Annotated in this window: 13 protein-coding genes; 2 read left to right on the top strand and 11 right to left on the bottom strand. The window is 71.2% G+C overall.

What is annotated here, in order from left to right:
• Positions 1-6 precede the first annotated feature (6 nt).
• From argJ to AWC18_RS19185, 7 genes are all read right to left on the bottom strand, one after another.
• Positions 7-1,209, bottom strand: a complete 1,203-nt coding sequence (gene argJ, locus AWC18_RS19220) for a bifunctional glutamate N-acetyltransferase/amino-acid acetyltransferase ArgJ (RefSeq protein ID WP_085139771.1) — start codon at positions 1,207-1,209, stop codon at positions 7-9.
• Positions 1,206-2,264, bottom strand: a complete 1,059-nt coding sequence (gene argC, locus AWC18_RS19215) for an N-acetyl-gamma-glutamyl-phosphate reductase (RefSeq protein ID WP_085139770.1) — start codon at positions 2,262-2,264, stop codon at positions 1,206-1,208. Before argC ends, argJ begins: the two co-directional genes overlap by 4 nt.
• A gap of 120 nt (positions 2,265-2,384) precedes the next feature.
• Positions 2,385-3,830: a dihydrolipoyl dehydrogenase family protein gene (locus AWC18_RS19210; protein ID WP_085139769.1), complete on the bottom strand. Its 1,446-nt coding sequence runs from the start codon at positions 3,828-3,830 to the stop codon at positions 2,385-2,387.
• 153 nt (positions 3,831-3,983) lie between these two features.
• Entirely contained in the window at positions 3,984-6,467 is a 2,484-nt protein-coding gene (gene pheT, locus AWC18_RS19205; protein ID WP_085139768.1) for a phenylalanine--tRNA ligase subunit beta, read from the bottom strand.
• Positions 6,467-7,519, bottom strand: coding sequence for a phenylalanine--tRNA ligase subunit alpha (gene pheS / locus AWC18_RS19200; protein ID WP_085139767.1), 1,053 nt, complete (start codon positions 7,517-7,519; stop codon positions 6,467-6,469). Before pheS ends, pheT begins: the two co-directional genes overlap by 1 nt.
• A gap of 112 nt (positions 7,520-7,631) precedes the next feature.
• Positions 7,632-11,768 (bottom strand): PGRS repeat-containing protein, encoded by a 4,137-nt coding sequence (locus tag AWC18_RS22260; RefSeq protein ID WP_165758026.1) that lies wholly within the window; start codon positions 11,766-11,768, stop codon positions 7,632-7,634.
• 140 nt (positions 11,769-11,908) lie between these two features.
• Positions 11,909-12,814: an adenylate/guanylate cyclase domain-containing protein gene (locus tag AWC18_RS19185; protein WP_085139766.1), complete on the bottom strand. Its 906-nt coding sequence runs from the start codon at positions 12,812-12,814 to the stop codon at positions 11,909-11,911.
• Positions 12,815-12,969: 155 nt separating this feature from the next.
• On the opposite strand from AWC18_RS19185, the gene AWC18_RS19180 reads away from it, so the two are divergent.
• Positions 12,970-14,079 (top strand): oxygenase MpaB family protein, encoded by a 1,110-nt coding sequence (locus AWC18_RS19180; RefSeq protein ID WP_064998532.1) that lies wholly within the window; start codon positions 12,970-12,972, stop codon positions 14,077-14,079.
• On the opposite strand, the gene AWC18_RS19175 is transcribed toward AWC18_RS19180, so the two are convergent.
• Genes AWC18_RS19175 through infC form a run of 4 tightly spaced genes read right to left on the bottom strand, consistent with a single transcriptional unit; the run spans position 14,076 to position 16,195 of the window.
• Positions 14,076-14,858: a TrmH family RNA methyltransferase gene (locus AWC18_RS19175; protein ID WP_085139765.1), complete on the bottom strand. Its 783-nt coding sequence runs from the start codon at positions 14,856-14,858 to the stop codon at positions 14,076-14,078. The two genes, AWC18_RS19180 and AWC18_RS19175, sit on opposite strands and share 4 nt — an antisense overlap.
• A gap of 14 nt (positions 14,859-14,872) precedes the next feature.
• The gene (gene rplT, locus AWC18_RS19170) at positions 14,873-15,262 is read right to left on the bottom strand and encodes a 50S ribosomal protein L20 (RefSeq protein WP_064998534.1); all 390 of its coding nucleotides are present in this window, start codon (positions 15,260-15,262) and stop codon (positions 14,873-14,875) included.
• Positions 15,263-15,317: 55 nt separating this feature from the next.
• Entirely contained in the window at positions 15,318-15,512 is a 195-nt protein-coding gene (gene rpmI / locus AWC18_RS19165; RefSeq protein ID WP_064998535.1) for a 50S ribosomal protein L35, read from the bottom strand.
• 26 nt (positions 15,513-15,538) lie between these two features.
• Complete coding sequence (gene infC, locus AWC18_RS19160) at positions 15,539-16,195, bottom strand: translation initiation factor IF-3 (RefSeq protein ID WP_085139782.1); 657 nt, start codon at positions 16,193-16,195, stop codon at positions 15,539-15,541.
• 339 nt (positions 16,196-16,534) lie between these two features.
• On the opposite strand from infC, the gene lysX reads away from it, so the two are divergent.
• On the top strand, positions 16,535-19,873 hold the full coding sequence (gene lysX, locus AWC18_RS19155; protein WP_085139764.1) for a bifunctional lysylphosphatidylglycerol synthetase/lysine--tRNA ligase LysX: 3,339 nt from the start codon (positions 16,535-16,537) through the stop codon (positions 19,871-19,873).
• Positions 19,874-19,905 lie beyond the last annotated feature (32 nt).

Below are 19,905 nucleotides of genomic sequence, written 5' to 3'. Positions count from 1 at the left end.
GGGGAATCATGAGGAATACGCAGAATTCTCTTCGACGTAGGCGTGGGACAGGTCGGTGGTGCGTACGGTGGCCTGCCCGGTGCCCAGGTGCAGTTCCACGGTCACGTTGATGTCGGCACCGGACAGGTCGACCTCCCGGGCGCCCGGCATCGGCAGGCCGTCCTGGAAGACCGGGAATCCGTTGAACGACACCGTGGCCCGGTCGGGGTCGATGGTGAACGGCACCATCCCGACGGCGGCCAGCACCCGGCCCCAGTTGGGGTCGGAGCCGAACAGCGCGGTCTTGACCAGGCTGTCGCGGGCCACGATCCGTGCGGCGGTCAGGGCGTCGTCGTCGCTTCCGGCGCCGCTGACGGTGATCGACACCCGCTTGGTGACCCCCTCGGCGTCGGCCTGAAGCTGAGCGCACAGGTCGTCGCAGACGGCGCGCACCGCGGCGTCCAGATCGTCCTGGCTGGGGGTGATCTCACTGGCCCCCGAGGACAGCAGCAGCACCGTGTCGTTAGTGGAGCAGCTGCCGTCGATGTCGAGCCGGTCGAAGGTCACCGCGGTGGCCCGGCGCAGGGCGGTGTCCAGGGCCTGCGCGTCGACCTTGGCGTCGGTGGTCAGCACCACCAGCATGGTGGCCAGCGACGGGGCGAGCATGCCCGCACCCTTGGCCATGCCGCCCACCGTCCAGTCGCTATTGTGGTGGGCCGCAACCTGTTTGGGGACGGTGTCAGTGGTCATGATGGCGCGGGCGGCTTCGTCTCCGCCGACCAGTCCCCCGGCCATGGCCTGCACCACGTCGGTGACTCCGGCCAGCACCTTGTCCATCGGCAGCCGGTCACCGATCAGGCCGGTGGAGCAGACCGCCACCTCGGCCGCACCGGTCTCGGTGCCCCACTGCGACAGCGCCGCCGCCACTGCCTCGGCGGTGGCGTGGGTGTCCTGGAACCCGCCCGGCCCGGTGCAGGCGTTGGCGCCGCCGGAGTTCAGGATCACCGCCCGCAGCCGGCCGGCCTTGAGCACCTGCCGGCTCCACAGGACCGGCGCGGCCTTGACCTGGTTGCTGGTGAACACCCCTGCCGCGGCGTAGTCCGGGCCCTCGTTGAACACCAGCGCCAGGTCCGGATTCCCGGAAGCCTTGATGCCGGCGGCGATTCCGGCGGCCCGGAAGCCTCCGGGTGCGGTGACGCCCTGTTCGCGCACCAACCGGACCTCGCTCATGGCGCCACTCCTACGACGGACAGTCCTTCGGTCTCCGGCCAGCCCAGCGCCAGGTTCATCGCCTGTACGGCCGCGCCGCCGGTGCCCTTGACCAAATTGTCGATCGCCGAGATCGCGATAAACGTCGAGGCGTCCTGATCGACGGCGACCGAGATGTGGGCGGCGTTGCTGCCGATCACCGATCCGGTCTTGGGCAGCTGCCCCTCCGGCAGCAGGTACACGAACGGCTCGTCGTGGTAGGCCTTTTCGTAGACCGCGCGCAGTTCCGCCAGCGGCGCCGTGGTTTTGGCGGTGCAGGTGGCCAGGATGCCCCGCGAGGTGGGGATCAGCACCGGGATGAACGCGACACTGACGTCGCGGTGGGTGACCGCGCGCAGCCCCTGGCCGATCTCCGGGGTGTGCCGGTGCACCCCGCCGATGTTGTAGGCCCGCGCCGAGCCGATGACCTCTGAGCCCAGCAGGTCGACCTTGGCGGCCTTGCCGGCACCGGAGGTACCACTGACAGCGACCACGGTGACGTCGGGTTCCACCAGGCCGGCGGCGATGGCCGGGAACAGCGCCAGCAGCGCCGCGGTCGGGTAGCAGCCGGGTACCGCGATGCGCCGGGCGTCCTTGAGTTTGTCGCGGCCGCCGGGCAGTTCCGGCAGCCCGTAGGGCCAGGTGCCGGCGTGCGCCGAGCCGTAGAAGCGTTCCCAGTCGGTCGGGTCGCCCAGCCGGAAGTCGGCGCCGCAGTCCACCACCAGGGTGTCGTCGTCGAGCTGTTCGGCCAGGACTGCCGAATGTCCGTGCGGCAGGCCGAGGAACACCACGTCGTGTCCGGCGAGGGTGTCGAGCTCGGTGGGTTCGAGGACGCGGTCGGCCAGCGGCAGCAGGTGTGGGTGCTGTTCGCCCAGGGTGCTGCCCGCGTTGCCGGCGGCGGTCAGTGCGCCGATGGTCAGCCGTCCGTCGGCGTAGGCGGGGTGCCCGAGCAGCAGCCGCAGGATCTCTCCGCCGGCGTAGCCGCTGGCACCGGCCACCGCCACTTTGATCGCTTTGGTCACTGGAAGATTCTGCATGACTATGCGCGGAGATGCAAATTAATACTGGCGCGAGCGTGCGTGTCTGCCCCACAATCTGCGGCGTGTCGCGTACAACGACGCACTGTCACCGCCCGGTGACTGACGGTAGTCGAACGCTCAGGCCGTCCGGGCATCGCGGTAGGCCTCCAACAGGCGCAGCCAGATCTCGCTGATCGTCGGGAAACACGGCACGGCGTGCCAGAGCCGGCTGATCGGCACCCGGCCGGCGACGGCAATGGTGGCCGAATGCAGCAACTCGGCCACGCCGGGCCCGACGAAAGCCACGCCGAGCAGGTACGACTCGCCGGCGTCGACCACCATGCGCGCCCGCCCGCGGTAACCGTCGGCGTGCAGGTTGGCGCCGGTGACGGTGTCGCCGATCTCCACGTCCACCACCTGCACCCGGTGCCCGGCCCGCTCGGCCTGCTCGGCGGTGAGCCCGACCGCGGCCGCTTCGGGATCGGTGAAGAACACCTGCGGCACGGCGTGATGGTCCGCGGTCGCGGCGTGGACGCCCCACGGCGCGGCGTCCAGCGGCGTCCCGGCGGCCCGGGCGCCGATCACGTCGCCGGTGATGCGGGCCTGGTATTTGCCCTCGTGGGTCAGCAGTGCGCGGTGGTTGGCGTCCCCGCACGCATACAGCCACCCCTCCTCGACGGCACGCACCCGGCAGGTGTCGTCGACCTCGAGCCAGTCGCCCGGGGTCAGGCCGACGGTGTCCAGGCCGAGGTCGTCGGTGAGCGGGGTGCGGCCCGTCGCGAACAGAATCTCGTCGACCTCGAGCTCGCTGCCGTCGGTGAGCTCCAACCGCACCGGGCCGGCGGCATCGGGGCGGTGCAGTGCGGCGACCGAAACACCCGTGCGCACATCGACTCCCGCGTCGGCGAGGCCGCGAGCGACGTATTCGCCGACGAACGGCTCCATCCGCGGCAACAGCGCCGAGCCGCGCACCAGCAGCGTCACCGCCGAGCCCAAGCCCTGCCAGGCGGTGGCCATCTCCACTCCCACGCCGCCTGCCCCCACAACGGCAAGGCGCCCGGGCACCGAAGTGGCTTCGGTGGCTTCACGATTGGTCCACGGACGCGCTTCGGCTATGCCGGGCAGATCCGGCAGCGCCGCGCGGGTCCCGGTGCAGACCACCACAGCGTGCCGGGCGATCAGCGTCACCTCGCCGTGGGGCGTGCTGACCACGACGCGCTTCGGCCCGGCCAGGCGACCGTGGCCGCGAACCAGTGTCGCGCCGATCCCAGCGATCCAGTCGGCCTGGCCGGAGTCGTCCCAGTCCCCCACAAAGTGATTGCGCCGCTTGAAGACCGCGGCGGCGTCGATGGAGGACGTGACGGCTTTGCTCGCCCCGGCCACCCGGCGGGCGTCGGCCAGCGCGAGCACCGGTCGCAGCAGGGCCTTGCTGGGCACGCAGGCCCAGTAGGAACATTCGCCGCCGATGAGTTCGCGTTCCACGACGGCCACGCTCAGTCCGGCGGCCCGAGCGCGGTCGGCGACATTCTCCCCGACGGGACCGGCTCCGAGTACGACGACGTCGTGGGTTTCGGGTTCGTGCATCGAGTCGACCCCCTCGGGGTTCGCGCGCGGCAGTGGATGCCCCTCAGCATGCCCGAACGCGGGCCTGCGCGATAGCCCCGCGTGCGTGCGCAGTTGTACGCCCGGCCGCGGCGTGTCGGCAGACAAACACGCACGCTCGCGTGAAGGAAGTGCTTACCCGCGGAGGGTGGCGCCGACGAGTTGGCCCGCGCGGGCGACGGCGGCGTCGCGGGCGGCGCTGGCCTCGTCCTCGGTCAGCGTGCGGTCGGCAGCCCGGAAGCGCAGCGCGAACGCTAACGACTTACGGCCCTCGCCCACCTGGGGGCCGGTGTAGACGTCGAACAGCGCGATGTCCTCCAGCAGCTCGCCGGCGCCCTCGCGCACCGCGTCGGCCACCGACTGGGCGGTCACCTGCTCATCGACCACCAGGGCCAGGTCCTGGAACACCGCCGGGAACGGCGACACCCGCGGGGCCGGCAGCGCCGTGGCCACCGGGATGGCGTCCAGGTTCAGCTCGACCGCACAGGTGCCCTTGGGCAGTCCGGCCCGCTCGATGACGGCCGGGTGCAGTTGGCCGGCGTGGCCGACCAGCGTCTCGCCGACCAGCACCTCCGCGCAGCGGCCCGGGTGCCACGGCAGGTAGGCCCCGGAGCGCAGGGTGACCTCGACGCCGCTGGCCCGGGCGATCACCCGGGCCGCCTCGATGGCGTCGGCCGCTTCGACGGGCCGGCCCGGCCCCCACGGCCCACGGGGTTCGGCCAAGCCGGTCAGCGCGACCGCGATGTGCTGCGGCTGACGCGGCAGGGCGGCGTCGATCCCGGCGATCTCGGCGTCGGTGGGACGGCGGGCAGGCGTGACGTCGGGGAACTCGGCCGGGCCCGCTGACTGCACCACCTGCGCGATCGCGAACAGTGCGACGTCGTTGATGCCGCGGGACACGTTGCGGCCCAACGCTTCCAGCAGTCCGGGCAACAGTGTGCTGGCCAGTTGCGGCCGGTCGGCCTCCAGCGGGTTGAGCACCGACACCGTGGCGCGGCGCGGGTCGTCCTCGGGCAGGCCCCAGGTGTCGAACACCCCGGCCGGCAGGAACGGCGTGGTGAGCACTTCGACATAACCGGCCAGCGCCAGCGACTTGCCGATCGCGCGGCGCCGGCGCTGAGTGGCGGTCAGACCACGCCCGGCCGGTGCGGTGGGCAGCACCGAGGGAATGGACTCCAGCCCCTCCAGCCGCAGCACGTCTTCGACCAGGTCGGCGGGCTGGCGCAGGTCGGGACGCCAGCTCGGCGGGGTGACGGTCAACCGATCCCCGGCGGCCACCACCTCGCAGCCGATCTGGGTCAGCCGCCGCACGGTGGTGCCCTCGGGGTAGCTCACCCCCGCGGTGCGGTCCGGCAGGTCGGCGCCGATCTCGATGGGCGCCTGGCTCCAGTCCTGCACCGGCGGGTCGCCGCGCCAGTCGGTCAGGCCCGACTCGATGGTTCCCCCGGCGATCTCGGCCAGCAGGGTCGCGCAGCGGTCCAGCACGGCCACCGAGATGGCCGGGTCCACGGAACGCTCGTAGCGGCGGGCGGCCTCGCTGGGCAGGTGCAGCCGCCGTGCGGTCCGCGACACCGCCGCGGGGTCCCAGATCGCGGCCTCCAGCAGCACATCGGTTGAGTCGTCGCGCATTTCGGTACTGCCCGAGCCCATCACGCCGCCGATCGCCGCGGTGGCGACGTCGTCGACGATCAGCACGTCGGCGGGTTCCAGCTTGCGTTCGACGTCGTCGAGCGTGGTGACGGTCTCGCCGGGGCGGGCGAAGCGGACGTCGAATCCGCCGGTGATGCGGGCCCGGTCGTGGGCGTGCATGGGGTGGCCGAGTTCGACCATGACGTAGTTGGTGGCGTCGACGGCCGGGGAGATCGCCCGGATGCCGCACAGCGCCAGGCGCCGTTGCAGCCACCAGGGTGAGACCGCCGCCGGGTCGATTCCGGTGACGCTGCGCAGCGCGAAGCGGCGCACCCCGGTGCCCGGCTGCACACTCAGCGGCCAGGCCTCGCCCTCGGCGGGCAGTGCCGGAACCGCAGCGGGGTCGGCGAAGTCCAGGTCCAGTGCGTTGGCGATGTCGCGGGCCAGTCCCCGCACCGACATGCAGTAGCCGCGGTCGGGGGTGATGGCCAGCTCGTAGACCACGTCGTCGAGGCCCAGCACCGTCGCGGCGTCCGCACCCGGCTCGGCGGTGCCCGCCGGCAGCACCAGGATGCCGGAATGGTCGGTGCTCAACCGTATTTCGGATGCCGAGCAGATCATCCCGTCGGAGGTGCGACCGTAGGTCTTGCGACTGGCGATGGCGAAGTCGCCCGGCAGCACCGCACCGGGCAGCGCCACCACCACCAAGTCGCCGACGACGAAATTGGTGGCGCCGCAGACAATGTCGCGCGGCTCGGCTTCACCGACGTCGACGCGGCAGGCCCGGATCGGCTTCTTGAACTCGGTGAGTTCCTCGATCTCGACCACCCGGCCGACCTTGAACGGTCCGGTGACCGGCCCCAGGGTGTGCACGCCCTCGACCTCGTGGCCGATCCGCAGCAGCGCATGCTCGAGTTCGTCTGCGGTGATGTCGAAGCCCGGCGCGCCGGCGATCAGGGTCTCGCGCAGCCAGCTGTAGGGAATACGCATCAGGCACCCACCCCGAACGGCAGGGAGAACCGGACATCACCCTCGACCATGTCGCGCATGTCGGGGATTCCGTTGCGGAACTGCAGGGTTCGCTCCAATCCCATGCCGAAGGCGAAGCCGGAGTATTCGGTCGGGTCGATGCCCACCGCGCGCAGGACGTTGGGGTGCACCATTCCGCAGCCGCCCCACTCCACCCAGCCGGGTCCGCCCTTCTTGCCCTCGAACCAGATGTCGACCTCGGCCGACGGCTCGGTGAAGGGGAAGAAGTGCGGCCGGATGCGGGTCTTGGCGGCCGGCCCGAACTCCGACTGGGCGAAGGCGTCCAGGGTGCCGCGCAGGTGCGCCATGGTCAGGCCGCGATCGACCGCCAGCCCCTCGACCTGGTGAAACACCGGCGTGTGGGTGGCGTCGAGTTCGTCGGTGCGGAAGGTGCGTCCGATCGAGACGACGTAGACAGGCAGCTCGCGGGCCAGCAGGGCACGGATCTGCACCGGCGAGGTGTGGGTGCGCAGCAGCTGCCGCGATCCGGGCGGGGCGATGTGGAAGGTGTCCTGATCGCTGCGCGCGGGGTGGTCGACCGGGAAGTTCAGTGCGTCGAAGTTGAAGTGTTCGGCTTCGACCTCGGGACCTTCGGCCAGTTCCCAGCCCATCGCTACGAAGGTGTCGGCGATGTGCTCGGCCAGCATGGTGATGGGGTGCCGCGCACCGACCCGGGTGCGGGCCGAGGGCAGGGTGACGTCGATGCTCTCGGCGGCCAGGACGGCGGCGTCACGCTCAGCACGCAGGGCAGCCAGGCGCTGATCGTAGGCCTGCTGGGCCTGGGCACGCACGGCGTTGACGCGCTTGCCCGCCTCGGCGCGGTCGGCCTTGTCCAGCTTGGCCAGCGCTTGGCGGGCCAGTGCCAGCGGCGCCTTGTCACCGAGGTGCTCGGTTTTGGCCTGCGCCAGTGCATCCAGGTCGGCGGCCGCGGCAAAGGCGGACTGCGCTGCCTGCAGCGCCGAGGTCAGGGTCGCCTCGGAGACGACGGACGGGTCGGCCGGTTGTTCGCCCACGCGAGGAAACTCCCCCTAATTGGCTGTGATTGTGGCTGAGACGCAAGCGTCGATCTTATCGACATCACGACGAAAGCCCCGCACGCGGTGTGCGGGGCTTTCACCGGGTGGGTCAGCTGGGAGCCTTGGGCTCGGCTCCCGCGCCACCGGCGCCGCCGTCGGTACCGGCCGTGGTGGTGGCCGCCGGGGCTTTGGTGCCGGCCTTGCCCGACACGCTGCCCGCCTTACCACCGGCGCCACCGGTGCCGCCGGTGCCGCCCTTGACGGTGCCGACGCCGTTGCCGCCCTTGCCGCCGTCGCCACCGTCGCCACCTGTGCCGGTGGTGTCGTTGGCGGTGCTGCTGCCGCCGGCACCGCCCGCGCCGCCGGCGCCGACGGCGACGGCCTTGCCGTTGACGGGCGCGGTACCGCCACCGGCGGCCAGGCTTCCGCCGATGCCGCCGATGCCGCCGTCACCGCCATTGCCGCTGGTGCTGGCCCCGCCGGCCCCGCCGGCGCCGCCGTTGCCGGCCCGCCAGCTGCCGCCGCCGCCGTTACCACCGTTACCGCCCTTGCCGCCATCACCGGTGGTGCCGGTGCCGCCGGCCCCACCAGCGCCGCCGGTGCCGCCGGAGCCGAACTTGAGCCCGCCGTCGATGCCGTTCGCACCATTGCCACCCTGACCGCCGGCGCCGCCGGTCGCGCCGTTGCCGCCGGCGCCGGCCTTGCCGCCGTTGCCGCCGAAGCCCAGGATCTGGCCCTTGCCGGTGATGGCGCCATTGGCGTCATGCCAGCCACTGCCTGCGGCGCCATTACCGCCGTCGCCACCCTTGCCGCCCGTGGCGCTGGTGCTGGTGCCGCCGGCACCGCCGCTGCCACCGCTGCCGCCGGTGAGAGTGCCCTGACCACCGTTGCCGCCCTTGCCGCCGACACCGCCGTCGCCGCTGGTGAGCGGGGGCGCGTCGCCCTCCGGAGCCTTGACGGTCGCGGCTCCGCCGGCACCGCCGTTGCCGCCCGTGCCGCCCCAGATGACCGTGGTACCGGCAGGGTTTTGGGGGATTCCACCGCCGGCACCACCGGCACCACCGGCGCCGGCGTCACCGGCGGTCGAGGCACCGCCCGCGCCGCCATTGCCGCCGCTGCCGGACACCCCCAGGAGGGTTCCGGCAGTGAACCTGCCGGTGAAGCCGTCCATGCCCCAGTTACCGTCTGACCGCCAGCCGGTCGCGGCGCCGCCGACTCCGCCGTCGCCGCCGATGCCGCCCTTGCCGGTGCTGGCAGCACCGGTGACGGCACCACCGGCGCCCCCGGCGCCGCCATTGCCGCCGTACTGGGTGCCGGAACCGCCCTTGCCACCGTCGCCGCCGTTGCCGCCGTCGCCGTTGACGGCGGCACCGCCCTTGCCGCCGACGCCACCATTGCCGCCCTTGGTGGCGGTGTAGACAGCGTTGGACTCGTGGGTGTCGGGCGACGCGTCACCGCCGTTACCGCCATTGCCGCCGTCGCCCGCTACGGTGCCACCGGCACCACCGACTCCGCCCGCCCCACCGAACCCGCCGGTGAGGGCATTGCCGGTGTCCTCGGCGAGCGCGCCGTTGCCACCATTGCCACCACTGCCACCGTGGCCGTAGGTCCCGCCGTTGCCGCCGCCGCCACCGGCGCCACCGTTGAGGTGCAGGTCATTGCCGTCGGCCCCGTTACCGCCATTGCCGCCCTGGGCGTAGTCGGCAAAGCCCTCACCGTCGGCGCCCTTGCCGCCGGCCTCGCCGGTGCCCTCTGCGCCGCCGGTGCCTGCCGCTCCCCCGGCGCCACCCTTGCCCACGCCGCCGGCCGCACCGGCGTCACCGCCCTTACCGCCGGATCCGAAACCGAACTGACCCCGGAAGTCCCAGCTGCCGTCAACACCGTTGCCGCCGTTGCCGCCCGCACCGCCCCGGCCACCGGCGCCGCCGTCGCCACCATCGCCGTTGGCACCGTAGTTACCGGTCTCGGATGCTCCGCCGCTGCCGCCCGCACCGCCTATGCCGCCGTCGAAACCGTCACCGCCCTTACCGCCGTTGGCGCCGGCCCCGTTGTTGAGATCTTCTTCGCCGTCAATGCCGTGCGTGCCGGTCTCGCCGTCGCCGCCGTCACCGCCCCGGCCGCCGTTACCGCCGACACCACCGTCACCGGACTGCGAGGCGCCGCCCGCGCCGCCATTGCCGCCATTGCCGCCATTGCTGAACGACCCTGCGGCGCCGTTACCGCCATTGCCGCCGTTACCGCCGTTGCCGGTCGTTCCGGCGCCACCGGCACCGCCGTTGCCGCCGTTACCGCCGCCGTTGCCGTCACCGCCGTTGCCGCCGTTGCCGCCGTAGTCGTGCGTGTCATCGGCGTCGGCGCCGGCACCACCGTTGCCGCCCGTGCTGGCCTCGACCGGCTGCAGGCTGCCGTCATCGCCGTCCTCGCCGTCATCGGCGTCTTCACCCCCGCGCTCACCGCCGGCACCACCGTTACCACCGACCAAGCCGTTCTCCCCGGCCTGGCCGCCGTCGCCGCCGGCGCCGTCCTGGCCACCCGAGCCGCTCGCGCCCCAGACACCGGCCGCGCCGTTACCGCCGTCACCGCCGGCGCCGACGGCCCCACCGTTGCCACCACGCCCGCCGTTACCGCTCAGGCCGGCTTTGCCGACTTCATTGGTGTCCTGCAGGGCTCCGCCGGCACCGCCCTTGCCCCCCACGCCGCCGTGGAAGCCGTTGTGGCCCTGGCCGCCGTCGCCGCCGGCGCCGTCGTCGACCCCGGCGACCCCGTCATCGCCGTTGTCGCCCTTGATCCCGGCATGCCCGGCGCCACCGGCGCCGCCCACGCCGCCATTGCCACCATTACCGGCCGTGGCGCCGCTGACGCCGCCGGTCCCGCCGACACCACCCGCGCCGCCGATCGCGTCCTCATAGGTACCGCTGAGACCGCCGACGCCACCGTCGCCGCCCCGGCCGCCGTTGCCGAGCTGGCCGCCGTCACCACCGGTGCCACCGGCACCGCCGTTGCCGGCTTGATAGGTCTCATCGCCCGCGCCGCCTGCACCACCGGTACCACCGGCGCCGCCGTTGCCGCTGTCACCGCCACTGCCGCCGACACCACCGGTACCGCCGTTGCCCGCGCCGTGGCCGTCGCCGGCGTCCATACCGGCCCCGCCGGTGCCGCCGACGCCACCGTTGCCATTGATCTCGCTGTCCGCACCGTCGGCGCCGTTGCTGCCCAGTGAGCTGCCGGCCCCGCCGAGTCCGCCCAGACCGCCGGCACCACCCTTGCCACCGGCACCGCCGGTGCCACCGTCCAGGTGGTCCACGTAACCGGCCGCGCCGGTACCGCCCTGACCACCGGCACCGCCGGCACCACCCTTACCGCCGGCACCGCCGCTGCCGAAGATGGAGTCGGTGGCCGAGCCGCCGTTACCGCCCGTGCCGCCGGTCGCACCGTCGCCGCCGGTCCCACCGAGACCGAGGCTGTCGAGCCAGTCACCGGTGAGACCCATCTCGCCGGTCGCGCCCACGCCGCCGTCGCCGCCGGCGCCGCCGATACCGAACAGCCAGCCCAGGCCGTCGCCACCGTCGCCACCGTTGCCGCCCAGACCGCCGACGCCGCCGGCGCCACCGATACCCATGATCAAGCCGCCGGCGCCACCATCGCCGCCGTCAGCACCCAGACCGCCCGCACCACCGACACCGCCGTTGCCGAACCATCCGGCGTCACCGCCGTTACCGCCACCGATCAGGGGGTCGGCGTCCGGGTCGGCGCCCGCCGAATAGCCGGCCCCACCGTCACCGAACCACAGACCGCCGGCGCCACCGTTGATGCTGTCGGCGGTGCCGTCGACGCCGTCGCCCAGATAGAACTGCCCCTCGGGCGCCCAGCTGTTGATCGTGTCGACGATCCAGGCGTTGGCCGGGTTGTCGACGAAGTTGTCCATGGCCGTGTAGAGCGGCTGGTAGACCAGCACGTTGAACAGCGACGTCAGGTCGAAGACGTTGGTGTCGGCGGCGCTGCCCGGGTCAGTCGACCAGTTGAACCACGAACTGATGTCCCAGGCGGTGTTGTCCCAGCCGACCGTGGTGTCTGAGATGGGCGTGAACAGATCATCGAACCAGTCGAAGTCCCAGTCGGCGCGCGCCGTGGGAGTCGCCGCCATGGGCGACATGCCGAATGCCAGGAACGCCGCCGCCGTACCACCGGCCCCCACCAGCCGATTCGTGTTACGGCGCTTGCTCCGATGCTGCTGCCGACCTGACATGATTCCCCGCTCCTGCATAAAGACGACCTGTGTGATCCGGCCAAATAGTTACTTTGCTCACCGCAGGGTATTCCAAGGAACGGGGTTCATCCACTCGTGTGAGTGGCGGGCCGAGCCGCGCGGCGGCTGATGACACGCCGTCAGTCGGCTTGGGAGGGGCTCTGGCGAACTGCCTTGAGACGGAACATCGTCAGATCCGCCGGGACGCCGCTGGTCTTGGCCGCGAGCACTTGACGGCGCGCGCGCTTGGCAACCACCCCCAGCTCCGCCAGGGCGGCCGGATCGATGCGCTCCAACGTCGGCCCGGAAACGATGACGCCGCCCTTCACGGCACGTTCCATGACACGAGCGGCGATATTGACGTCCACCCCGAGCCAATCGTCGGCCAGCCGCTGGGGCCGGCCGGTGTGGATGCCGGCCCGCATCCGCGGCGTGTGACCGTTGACCTCCACCTCACCGATGGCCTCTTGTGCCTGAAGCACCGCGGCGACGGCCACCAGCGGATCCCGGAACACGGCCATCAGCCCGTCGCCCATCCGTTTGACGATGCGGCCACCGGCGTCCAGCAGCGGTGGCTCGATCGCGCGCGACACCCGCCGCAGCAGGGTCAGGGTGGCGTCGTCGCCGGACTGCAGCGACCAGGTGGAGAAGCCGACCAGGTCGGTGAAGACCAGCGTCGCCTCCGGATTGCCCGGTGCTCGCGAGATCCGCTGGGTCAGGGCCTGCCACACCTGCAGCGCGCCCAGGCTCACTTCACGGGAGGCCGCGGAGCGGTCCCCCATCAGGCGATCGGCCGCCCGCGCGGCGGCCTGCGGTCCACTGTCTCCGGCGGTGGACAGCGGATCGCCGAATTCCGGGTCCCCGGGCAACGCTCGCCGCACCCGGCGGACCAGGTCGACTATCCGGACGTCATTGGTGGTGCGGTTCAGCCAGGCAGCGGCCTCATCCAGGGAGAACGCTGACCGGCGGTTGGTGCTGGGCTGGTCGGTGATCTCCACCGCCTCCCCGAGCCCGTCGGCCTGCCCAGGGGCCGACTCGAGGTCCATGCGATTCAGCGTAGGTGCCGCCGCGCGACACCGGCAACGATCACCAACAGTGGTGCACCCCACGTTCGGCTGTTTTGCCGCGCCACGCCACAACTAATGTAGACAACGGCTGTTGTCACAATTATCGTGTCTTCAGATTCCGAGAAGGAGACGTGATGACCGTTACACCGACCGCGTCCGAAGAGCAGGTATCTGCGCCCGCCGAGGAAAGTGCTCCGAGCGTCACCCCCAAGCCCGCCACCGCGGTCGAGCCGCTGAACTCCGAGTCGCTGACCTGGAAATACTTCGGCGACCTGCGCACCGGCATCATGGGCATCTGGATCGGCGCCATCGAGAACATGTACCCCGGACTGGGGGCGGGCGTCACCGACCACTCCACCATCCTGAGCGAGCCCCTGCAGCGCGTCACGCGCTCGGTGTACCCGATCATGGGCGTGGTCTACGACGGCCTACGGGCCCAGCACACCGGCGCCTCGATTCGCGACTACCACCGCGACATCAAGGGGACCGACGAGAAGGGCCGTCGCTACCACGCGCTGGACCCCGACACCTTCTATTGGGCGCACGCCACCTTCTTCATGTTGATCATCAAGCTCGCCGAGTACTTCGACGGCGGGCTCACCCTGGCCGAGAAGCGGCAGCTCTTCGACGAGCACGTGCAGTGGTACCGGATGTACGGCATGAGCATGCGTCCTGTGCCGAAGTCCTGGGAGGACTTCGTCGAGTACTGGAACCGGGTGTGTGAAGAGGAGCTGGAGCTGACGCCGGCCGCGCTCGACATCTTGAACATCCGTATCCCCAAGCCGTGGTTCGTCCCCCTGCCGGACGCGGTGTGGAACCAGTTGTTCAAGCCGGGTCTGGCCGCCCAGCGCTGGGTGGCGGCCGGACTGTTCGAGCCGGCGGTGCGCGAGAAGGCCGGTCTGCGCTGGTCGGAGAGCGACGAGGTGCTGCTCCGGCTGCTGGGCAAGGTCAGCCACATCGCCTTCAGCTTCGTGCCCGACGAGATCCGGCTGCACCCGCGCGCGCTGGCCGGATACCGCCGCGAGGCGGGCAAGATCCCCAGCGACACACCGCCGGTCGAAGCCCCGTGGTTCAGCGGACCGCCCAAGGAGCGCCGCCGCAGCGGGATGCACTACGTGCCGCCGGTCAGCCCGGGCATGAAGCTGGTCGAGCGCGCCGGTGCGCTGATGCACAGCACCTTCTCGCTGGCCGCCGGCAGCGGTCTGACCCCGCTGGCGCCGCGCCGTAAGTCCAAGGCGGCCTAAGCCCGTCGCTGGGCTCGCGAGCTCTGGTAAAGGCAGATCGCTGCTGCCGCAGCAACATTGAAGCTCTCCGCGCCGCCTGCCATCGGGATATGCAGCCGATGGTCGGCGGCCGCCGCGGCCTCGGCCGGTAATCCCTGGGCCTCCGGGCCGAACAGCCATGCGGTGGGCGCGGTCAGCACCGGGTCGGCGTCGTCGAGGCTCAGTTCGCCGTCGAGGGCCGTCGCCAGCACCTGCAGGCCCGCCTCCCCCAACGCGGTGAGCACCGCATCGGTGTCGGGCGACACCACCACCGGGACGTTGAAGATGCTGCCCGCGGACGAGCGCAGGCATTTGCCGTTGTAGGGGTCGACGCTGTTGCCGGTCAGCACCACCAGGTCGGCACCGGTGGCATCCGCGATGCGGATCAGGGTGCCGGCGTTACCGGGCTCGCCGATGCCCACGGCCACCGCCACCAGTCGCGGGGCGCCGGCCAGTGCGGTGTGCAGATCCGCTTCGGCGTGCGCGCACACCGCGACCAACCCGGCCGGAGTGACGGTGTCCGACAAGGCCTTTGCCGCACGGTCGGTGACCAGATGGACCGGTACCCGCGCGGCGGCCAGCAGATCGTGATGACGTTGCGCCGCCGACTCGGTGGCGAAGACCTCAAGAACCAGGCCGCGCCCGATGGCGGCCTCGATCAGATTGGGCCCTTCGGCCAGGAAGCGCTGTTCGCGCTTCCTGGCCACGTGCCGATGCAGCTTGACCGCCGCGGCCACCCGGGCCGAACGTTCGGTCAGCATCGGCTCGGTTCGGGTCAGGCAGCCTCGCCGGAAGGCGCGTTGACATCCTCGGGCAGCGCGGCCCGAGCGACCTCGACCAGCGCGGTGAAGGCGGCCGCGTCGCTGACGGCGATCTCGGCGAGGTTCTTGCGGTCGACCTCGACACCGGCGGCCTTGAGGCCCTGGATCAGCCGGTTGTAGGTGATGTCGTTGGCGCGGGCCGCCGCGTTGATGCGGGAGATCCACAGCTTGCGGAACTCACCCTTGCGGGCACGACGGTCCCGGTAGGCGTAGGTCAGGGAGTGCAGTTGCTGCTCTTTGGCCTTGCGGTACAGCCGCGACCGCTGGCCACGGTAACCCTTGGACGCCTTCAGGACTGTACGGCGCTTCTTCTGGGCGTTGACTGCGCGCTTCACGCGTGCCATGGGATGTTCCTACTCTCGTTGGGCGTAAGGGGGTGTGCGGTGCGAAGGCGGCGTATTAGCCCTTCAGCATCGCGTTGACGCGCTTGGTGTCGGCGGCGGCAACTTCGGTGCGGCCGGCCAGACGACGGGTGCGGGTGCTCGGCTTGTGCTCGAGCAGGTGGCGAGCGTTGGCCTTCTGCCGGACGATCTTGCCGGTTCCGGTGCGACGGAACCGCTTCGAAGCGCCGCTGTGGGTTTTCGCCTTAGGCATGTTTCCTCAGTTCTGGTGTCGGGTTTTCAGTTCTCGGGCTGCGACGCTGCCGCGTCCACCGCCGGTGCGGCTGAGGGGGCGGGCTTCACCGCGCCTCCGCTGGCATCCTCTGCCGCCTTGGCGCGGGTCTTCGCGCCGCGGTGCGGTGCCAGCACCATCGTCATGTTGCGTCCGTCTTGCTTGGCGGAGGTCTCGACGAAGCCGTACTCGGCGACGTCGGCACCCAGCCGCTGCAGCAGGCGGTAGCCGAGCTCGGGCCGCGACTGCTCACGGCCGCGGAACATGATGGTCACCTTGACCTTCGCCCCGGCTTCGAGGAAGCGGACCACGTGGCCCTTCTTCGTCTCATAGTCGTGGTCGTCGATCTTGGGACGCAGCTTCTGTTCCTTGACGACGGTCTGCTGCTGGTTCTTGCGAGACTCGCGCTCCTTCTGAGCCGCCTCGTACTTGTACTTGCCGTAGTCCATGATCTTGCAGACCGGCGGTTTGGCGGTCGGCGCCACTTCGACAAGGTCGAGATCGGCATCCGCGGCGACGCGAAGCGCATCTTCGATGCGCACAATGCCTACCTGCTCCCCCCCTGGGCCGATCAAACGAACCTCAGGTACACGAATGCGCTCGTTGACGCGGATCTCAGTGCTGATGGGACCTCCTTGGGTAGTCTTCGGTCGCGGCCGCCGCAGTGCTCGTCCGGACGCAGCGGCGCTGACCCTGCCCACCAGCAAAAAGGCCCTGCACGAAGCAGGGCCCATACCGACCGATCACGACTGATGACCATCAGCCGTCTGCGCAATCACGCAGAGCAGGCGGCCTGGACCGCCTGCGACCGGACCACTGCGCCTGGTTTCGGATTGCTCCGTCGGCGAGTGGTGGGAGGGAACTCCACTTGCTGTCCTGGCTGACGCCGGGACGGTCGCAGGTCAGAGTCTAGCAGCAGTTCAGGACTTCTTCGTCCCGGCGAGCACGCCCACCGGCGCAGCCTCACACGTTTTTCGCGGCTTTTCTGCTTATTCTCCCTGCTTATGACGTTGACTGTGCCGCCGGTGCCGCGTTCACGCGACCGTGCGACGACCCGGTTGCACTGGGTTCCCACCGCGGCCGCCTGGATCGTCGGTATCGCCGCCACGCTGTCGCTGCTGGCGAGCCTGTCACCGGTGATCCGCTGGGTCATCCGGGTGCCGCGCGAATTCATCGACAAGTACCTGTTCAACTTCCCCGACACCAGCCTGGCCTGGGCATTCGTGCTGGCCCTGCTGGCCGCCGCGCTCAACGCGCACAAGCGCATCGCCTGGTGGCTGTTGATCGCCAACCTGGTGGTCGCCGGCGCCTGGAACGCCGGCCGGCTGCTGTCGGACACCTCCGATCGGGTCCAGGTGATCAGCGGCGTCGCGGGCCTGGCACTGCACGTGGTCGCGATCGTGGTGCTGGTGGCGGCCCGCGGCCAGTTCTGGGCCAAGGTGCGGCGCGGAGCACTGCTGCGGTCCACCGCGACGCTGCTCGCCGGCTGGGCGGTGGCGATCCTGCTGTGCTGGGCGCTCATCGAGCTGCTGCCCGGCTCGGTGTCGCGGCCGTTGCGGCTGCCCTACGTGGTGAACCGGGTGGTCGGCTTCGGCCTGCTCGAGCCGGACCTGTTCCCCGGCAAGCCGGAGTTCGGACTCAAAGCGCTGTGCGGGCTGCTCGGGGCGCTGGCCCTGATCGTCGCGGCGATCGTGCTGTTTCTGTCCCAGCGCGCCGACAACGCCCTCACCGGCCAGGACGAGTCGGCCATCCGCGGGCTGCTCGAGCAGTACGGCCAGAACGACTCGCTGGGCTACTTCGCCACCCGCCGCGACAAGTCGGTGGTGTTCGCCCCCAGCGGCCGCGCCGCCGTCACCTACCGGGTGGAGGTGGGCGTCTGTCTGGCCAGCGGCGATCCGGTGGGCGACCCGCGGGCCTGGCCGCAGGCCATCGACACCTGGCTGCGGCTCTGCGAGGAGTACGGCTGGGCGCCCGCCGTGATGGGTGCCAGCTACGCGGGTGCGCAGGCCTTCCGCGACGCCGGCCTGAACGCCCTGGAACTGGGCGACGAGGCGATCCTGCGGCCCTCGGAGTTCAAACTGTCCGGCCCGGACATGCGCGCGGTGCGCCAGGCGGTCACCCGGGCCCGCCGCTCGGGTCTGACGGTGCGGATGCGCCGGCACGGCGACATCGGGACCGAGGAGATGGCGCGGATCATCGAACGCGCCGACGCCTGGCGCGACACCGAGTCCGAGCGTGGTTTCTCCATGGCGCTGGGCCGCCTCGGTGACCCGGCCGACGCCGACTGTCTGCTGGTCGAGGCGGTGCGCGGCGAAGATGGCTCCCAGGGCGGCGAGGTGGTGGCCATGCTGTCGCTGGTGCCGTGGGGACGCAGCGGGGTGTCGCTGGACCTGATGCGCCGGTCCCCGCAGTCCCCCAACGGCACCATCGAACTGATGGTCAGCGAACTGGCGCTGCAGGCCGCCACCATCGGCGTCAACCGGATCTCGTTGAACTTCGCGATGTTCCGGGCCGCCTTCGAGCAGGGCGCGCAGCTGGGCGCCGGGCCGGTGCTGCGACTGTGGCGCCGGCTGCTGATGTTCTTCTCCCGCTGGTGGCAGCTGGAGACGCTGTACCGGTCGAACATGAAGTACCGGCCGGAGTGGGTGCCGCGCTACGCCTGCTACGAGGACGCCCGGCTGATCCCCCGGGTCGGGGTGGCCTCGGTGATCGCCGAAGGCTTTCTGGTGCTGCCCTTCTCGCGGCGCAACAAACAGCACACCGGACACCACTCCGCGGTGCCGGCGACGGTGGCCGCCTCCGGCCGGCTGCACAGTGACGGGTCCGCCCCCGACCTGGTCGCCGGGGAGTTCAGTGAGCCCGACGAGACGCTGCCCCGGCTTCCCGAGCAGGTCCGGGTCCGGATGGCCAAGCTGAAGTCGTTGCAGGACAGCGGCGTCGACGCCTACCCGGTGGGTGACCCGCCCAGCCACAGCGTGGCCCAGGCCCTGGCCTCCGGCGCCGAGGGGGTGTCGGTGGCCGGGCGGGTGTTGCGCATGCGCGACTACGGCGGCGTGCTCTTCGCCCAGCTGCGCGACTGGTCCGGTGAGCTGCAACTGCTGCTCGACAATTCGGTGCTCGCCCAGGCCGGCACCGAGGCGCGCGCCGCGGACTTCAACGCCGGAATCGATCTCGGTGACCTGGTCGAGGCGACCGGCCGGATGGGGCGCAGCCGCAACGGAACCCCGTCGCTGCTGGTGACGCGGTGGCGGCTGCTGGGCAAATGCCTGCGCCCGCTGCCCGACAAATGGAAGGGCCTGACCGACCCCGAGGCCCGGGTGCGGACCCGGTATGTGGATCTGGCCATCAACCGTGAGGCGCGTGAGCTGATCACCGCCCGCAGCAATGTGCTGCGCTCGCTGCGGGACACCCTGTTCGCCAAGGGCTTTCTGGAGGTCGAGACCCCGATCCTGCAGCAGCTGCACGGCGGGGCCAACGCGCGCCCGTTCGTCACGCACATCAACGCCTACGACCTGGATCTGTATCTGCGGATCGCCCCGGAGCTCTACCTCAAGCGACTGTGCGTGGGCGGCGTGGAGCGGGTGTTCGAGCTGGGCCGGGCATTCCGCAACGAGGGCGTGGACTTCAGCCACAACCCGGAGTTCACCCTGCTGGAGGCCTACCAGGCCCACGGCGACTACCTGGCCTGGATCGACGGGGCACGCGAACTGATCCAGAACGCCGCGGTGGCGGCCAACGGCGCCCCGGTGGTGATGCGCCCGGGGGCCGGCGACACGCTCGAACCGGTGGACATCTCCGGGCGGTGGCCGGTGCGCACTGTGCACGACGCGGTCTCCGACGCGCTGGGCGAGCAGATCGACGCCGGCACCGACCTGGCCACCCTGCGCCGGCTGTGCGACCGCGCCGGTGTCCACTACCTGCGGCAGTGGGATGCTGGGGCGGTGGTGCTCGAACTCTACGAGCACCTGGTGGAGGCCCGCACGCAGGAACCCACGTTCTACACCGACTTCCCCACCTCGGTGTCGCCGCTGACCCGGCCGCACCGCAGCAAGCCGGGGGTGGCCGAGCGGTGGGACCTGGTGGCGTGGGGCGTGGAGCTGGGCACTGCCTACAGCGAGCTCACCGATCCCGTGGAGCAGCGCCGCCGGCTGCATCAGCAGTCGCTGCTGGCCGCCGGCGGCGATCCCGAGGCCATGGAGCTCGACGAGGACTTCCTGCAGGCCATGGAGTACGCGATGCCGCCGACCGGCGGGTTGGGCATGGGCGTGGATCGCGTGGTCATGCTGATCACCGGCCACAGCATCCGCGACACCCTGCCGTTCCCGCTGGCCAAGCCCCGCTGACGCGGTGCCCCTCCCCCCGAGCCGCCCCGAGC

The organism is Mycolicibacter nonchromogenicus (assembly GCF_002101775.1).
In the GTDB taxonomy this organism is placed as follows: Bacteria; Actinomycetota; Actinomycetes; order Mycobacteriales; family Mycobacteriaceae; genus Mycobacterium; species Mycobacterium nonchromogenicum.
Note: the sequence above shows the minus strand (reverse complement) of the source record. Positions and strands in the feature narration are given on the sequence as shown.

Bases quoted from the DNA above. Each gene is read 5' to 3' on its own strand.
- lysX (WP_085139764.1), top strand. From the start codon at position 16,535: ATGACGTTGACTGTGCCGCCGGTGCCGCGTTCACGCGACCGTGCGACG.
- rplT (WP_064998534.1), bottom strand. From the start codon at position 15,262: ATGGCACGCGTGAAGCGCGCAGTCAACGCCCAGAAGAAGCGCCGTACA.
- AWC18_RS19175 (WP_085139765.1), bottom strand. From the start codon at position 14,858: ATGCTGACCGAACGTTCGGCCCGGGTGGCCGCGGCGGTCAAGCTGCAT.
- AWC18_RS19180 (WP_064998532.1), top strand. From the start codon at position 12,970: ATGACCGTTACACCGACCGCGTCCGAAGAGCAGGTATCTGCGCCCGCC.
- pheT (WP_085139768.1), bottom strand. From the start codon at position 6,467: ATGCGTATTCCCTACAGCTGGCTGCGCGAGACCCTGATCGCCGGCGCG.
- argC (WP_085139770.1), bottom strand. From the start codon at position 2,264: ATGCAGAATCTTCCAGTGACCAAAGCGATCAAAGTGGCGGTGGCCGGT.
- AWC18_RS19210 (WP_085139769.1), bottom strand. From the start codon at position 3,830: ATGCACGAACCCGAAACCCACGACGTCGTCGTACTCGGAGCCGGTCCC.
- argJ (WP_085139771.1), bottom strand. From the start codon at position 1,209: ATGAGCGAGGTCCGGTTGGTGCGCGAACAGGGCGTCACCGCACCCGGA.
- AWC18_RS22260 (WP_165758026.1), bottom strand. From the start codon at position 11,768: ATGTCAGGTCGGCAGCAGCATCGGAGCAAGCGCCGTAACACGAATCGG.
- rpmI (WP_064998535.1), bottom strand. From the start codon at position 15,512: ATGCCTAAGGCGAAAACCCACAGCGGCGCTTCGAAGCGGTTCCGTCGC.
- AWC18_RS19185 (WP_085139766.1), bottom strand. From the start codon at position 12,814: ATGGACCTCGAGTCGGCCCCTGGGCAGGCCGACGGGCTCGGGGAGGCG.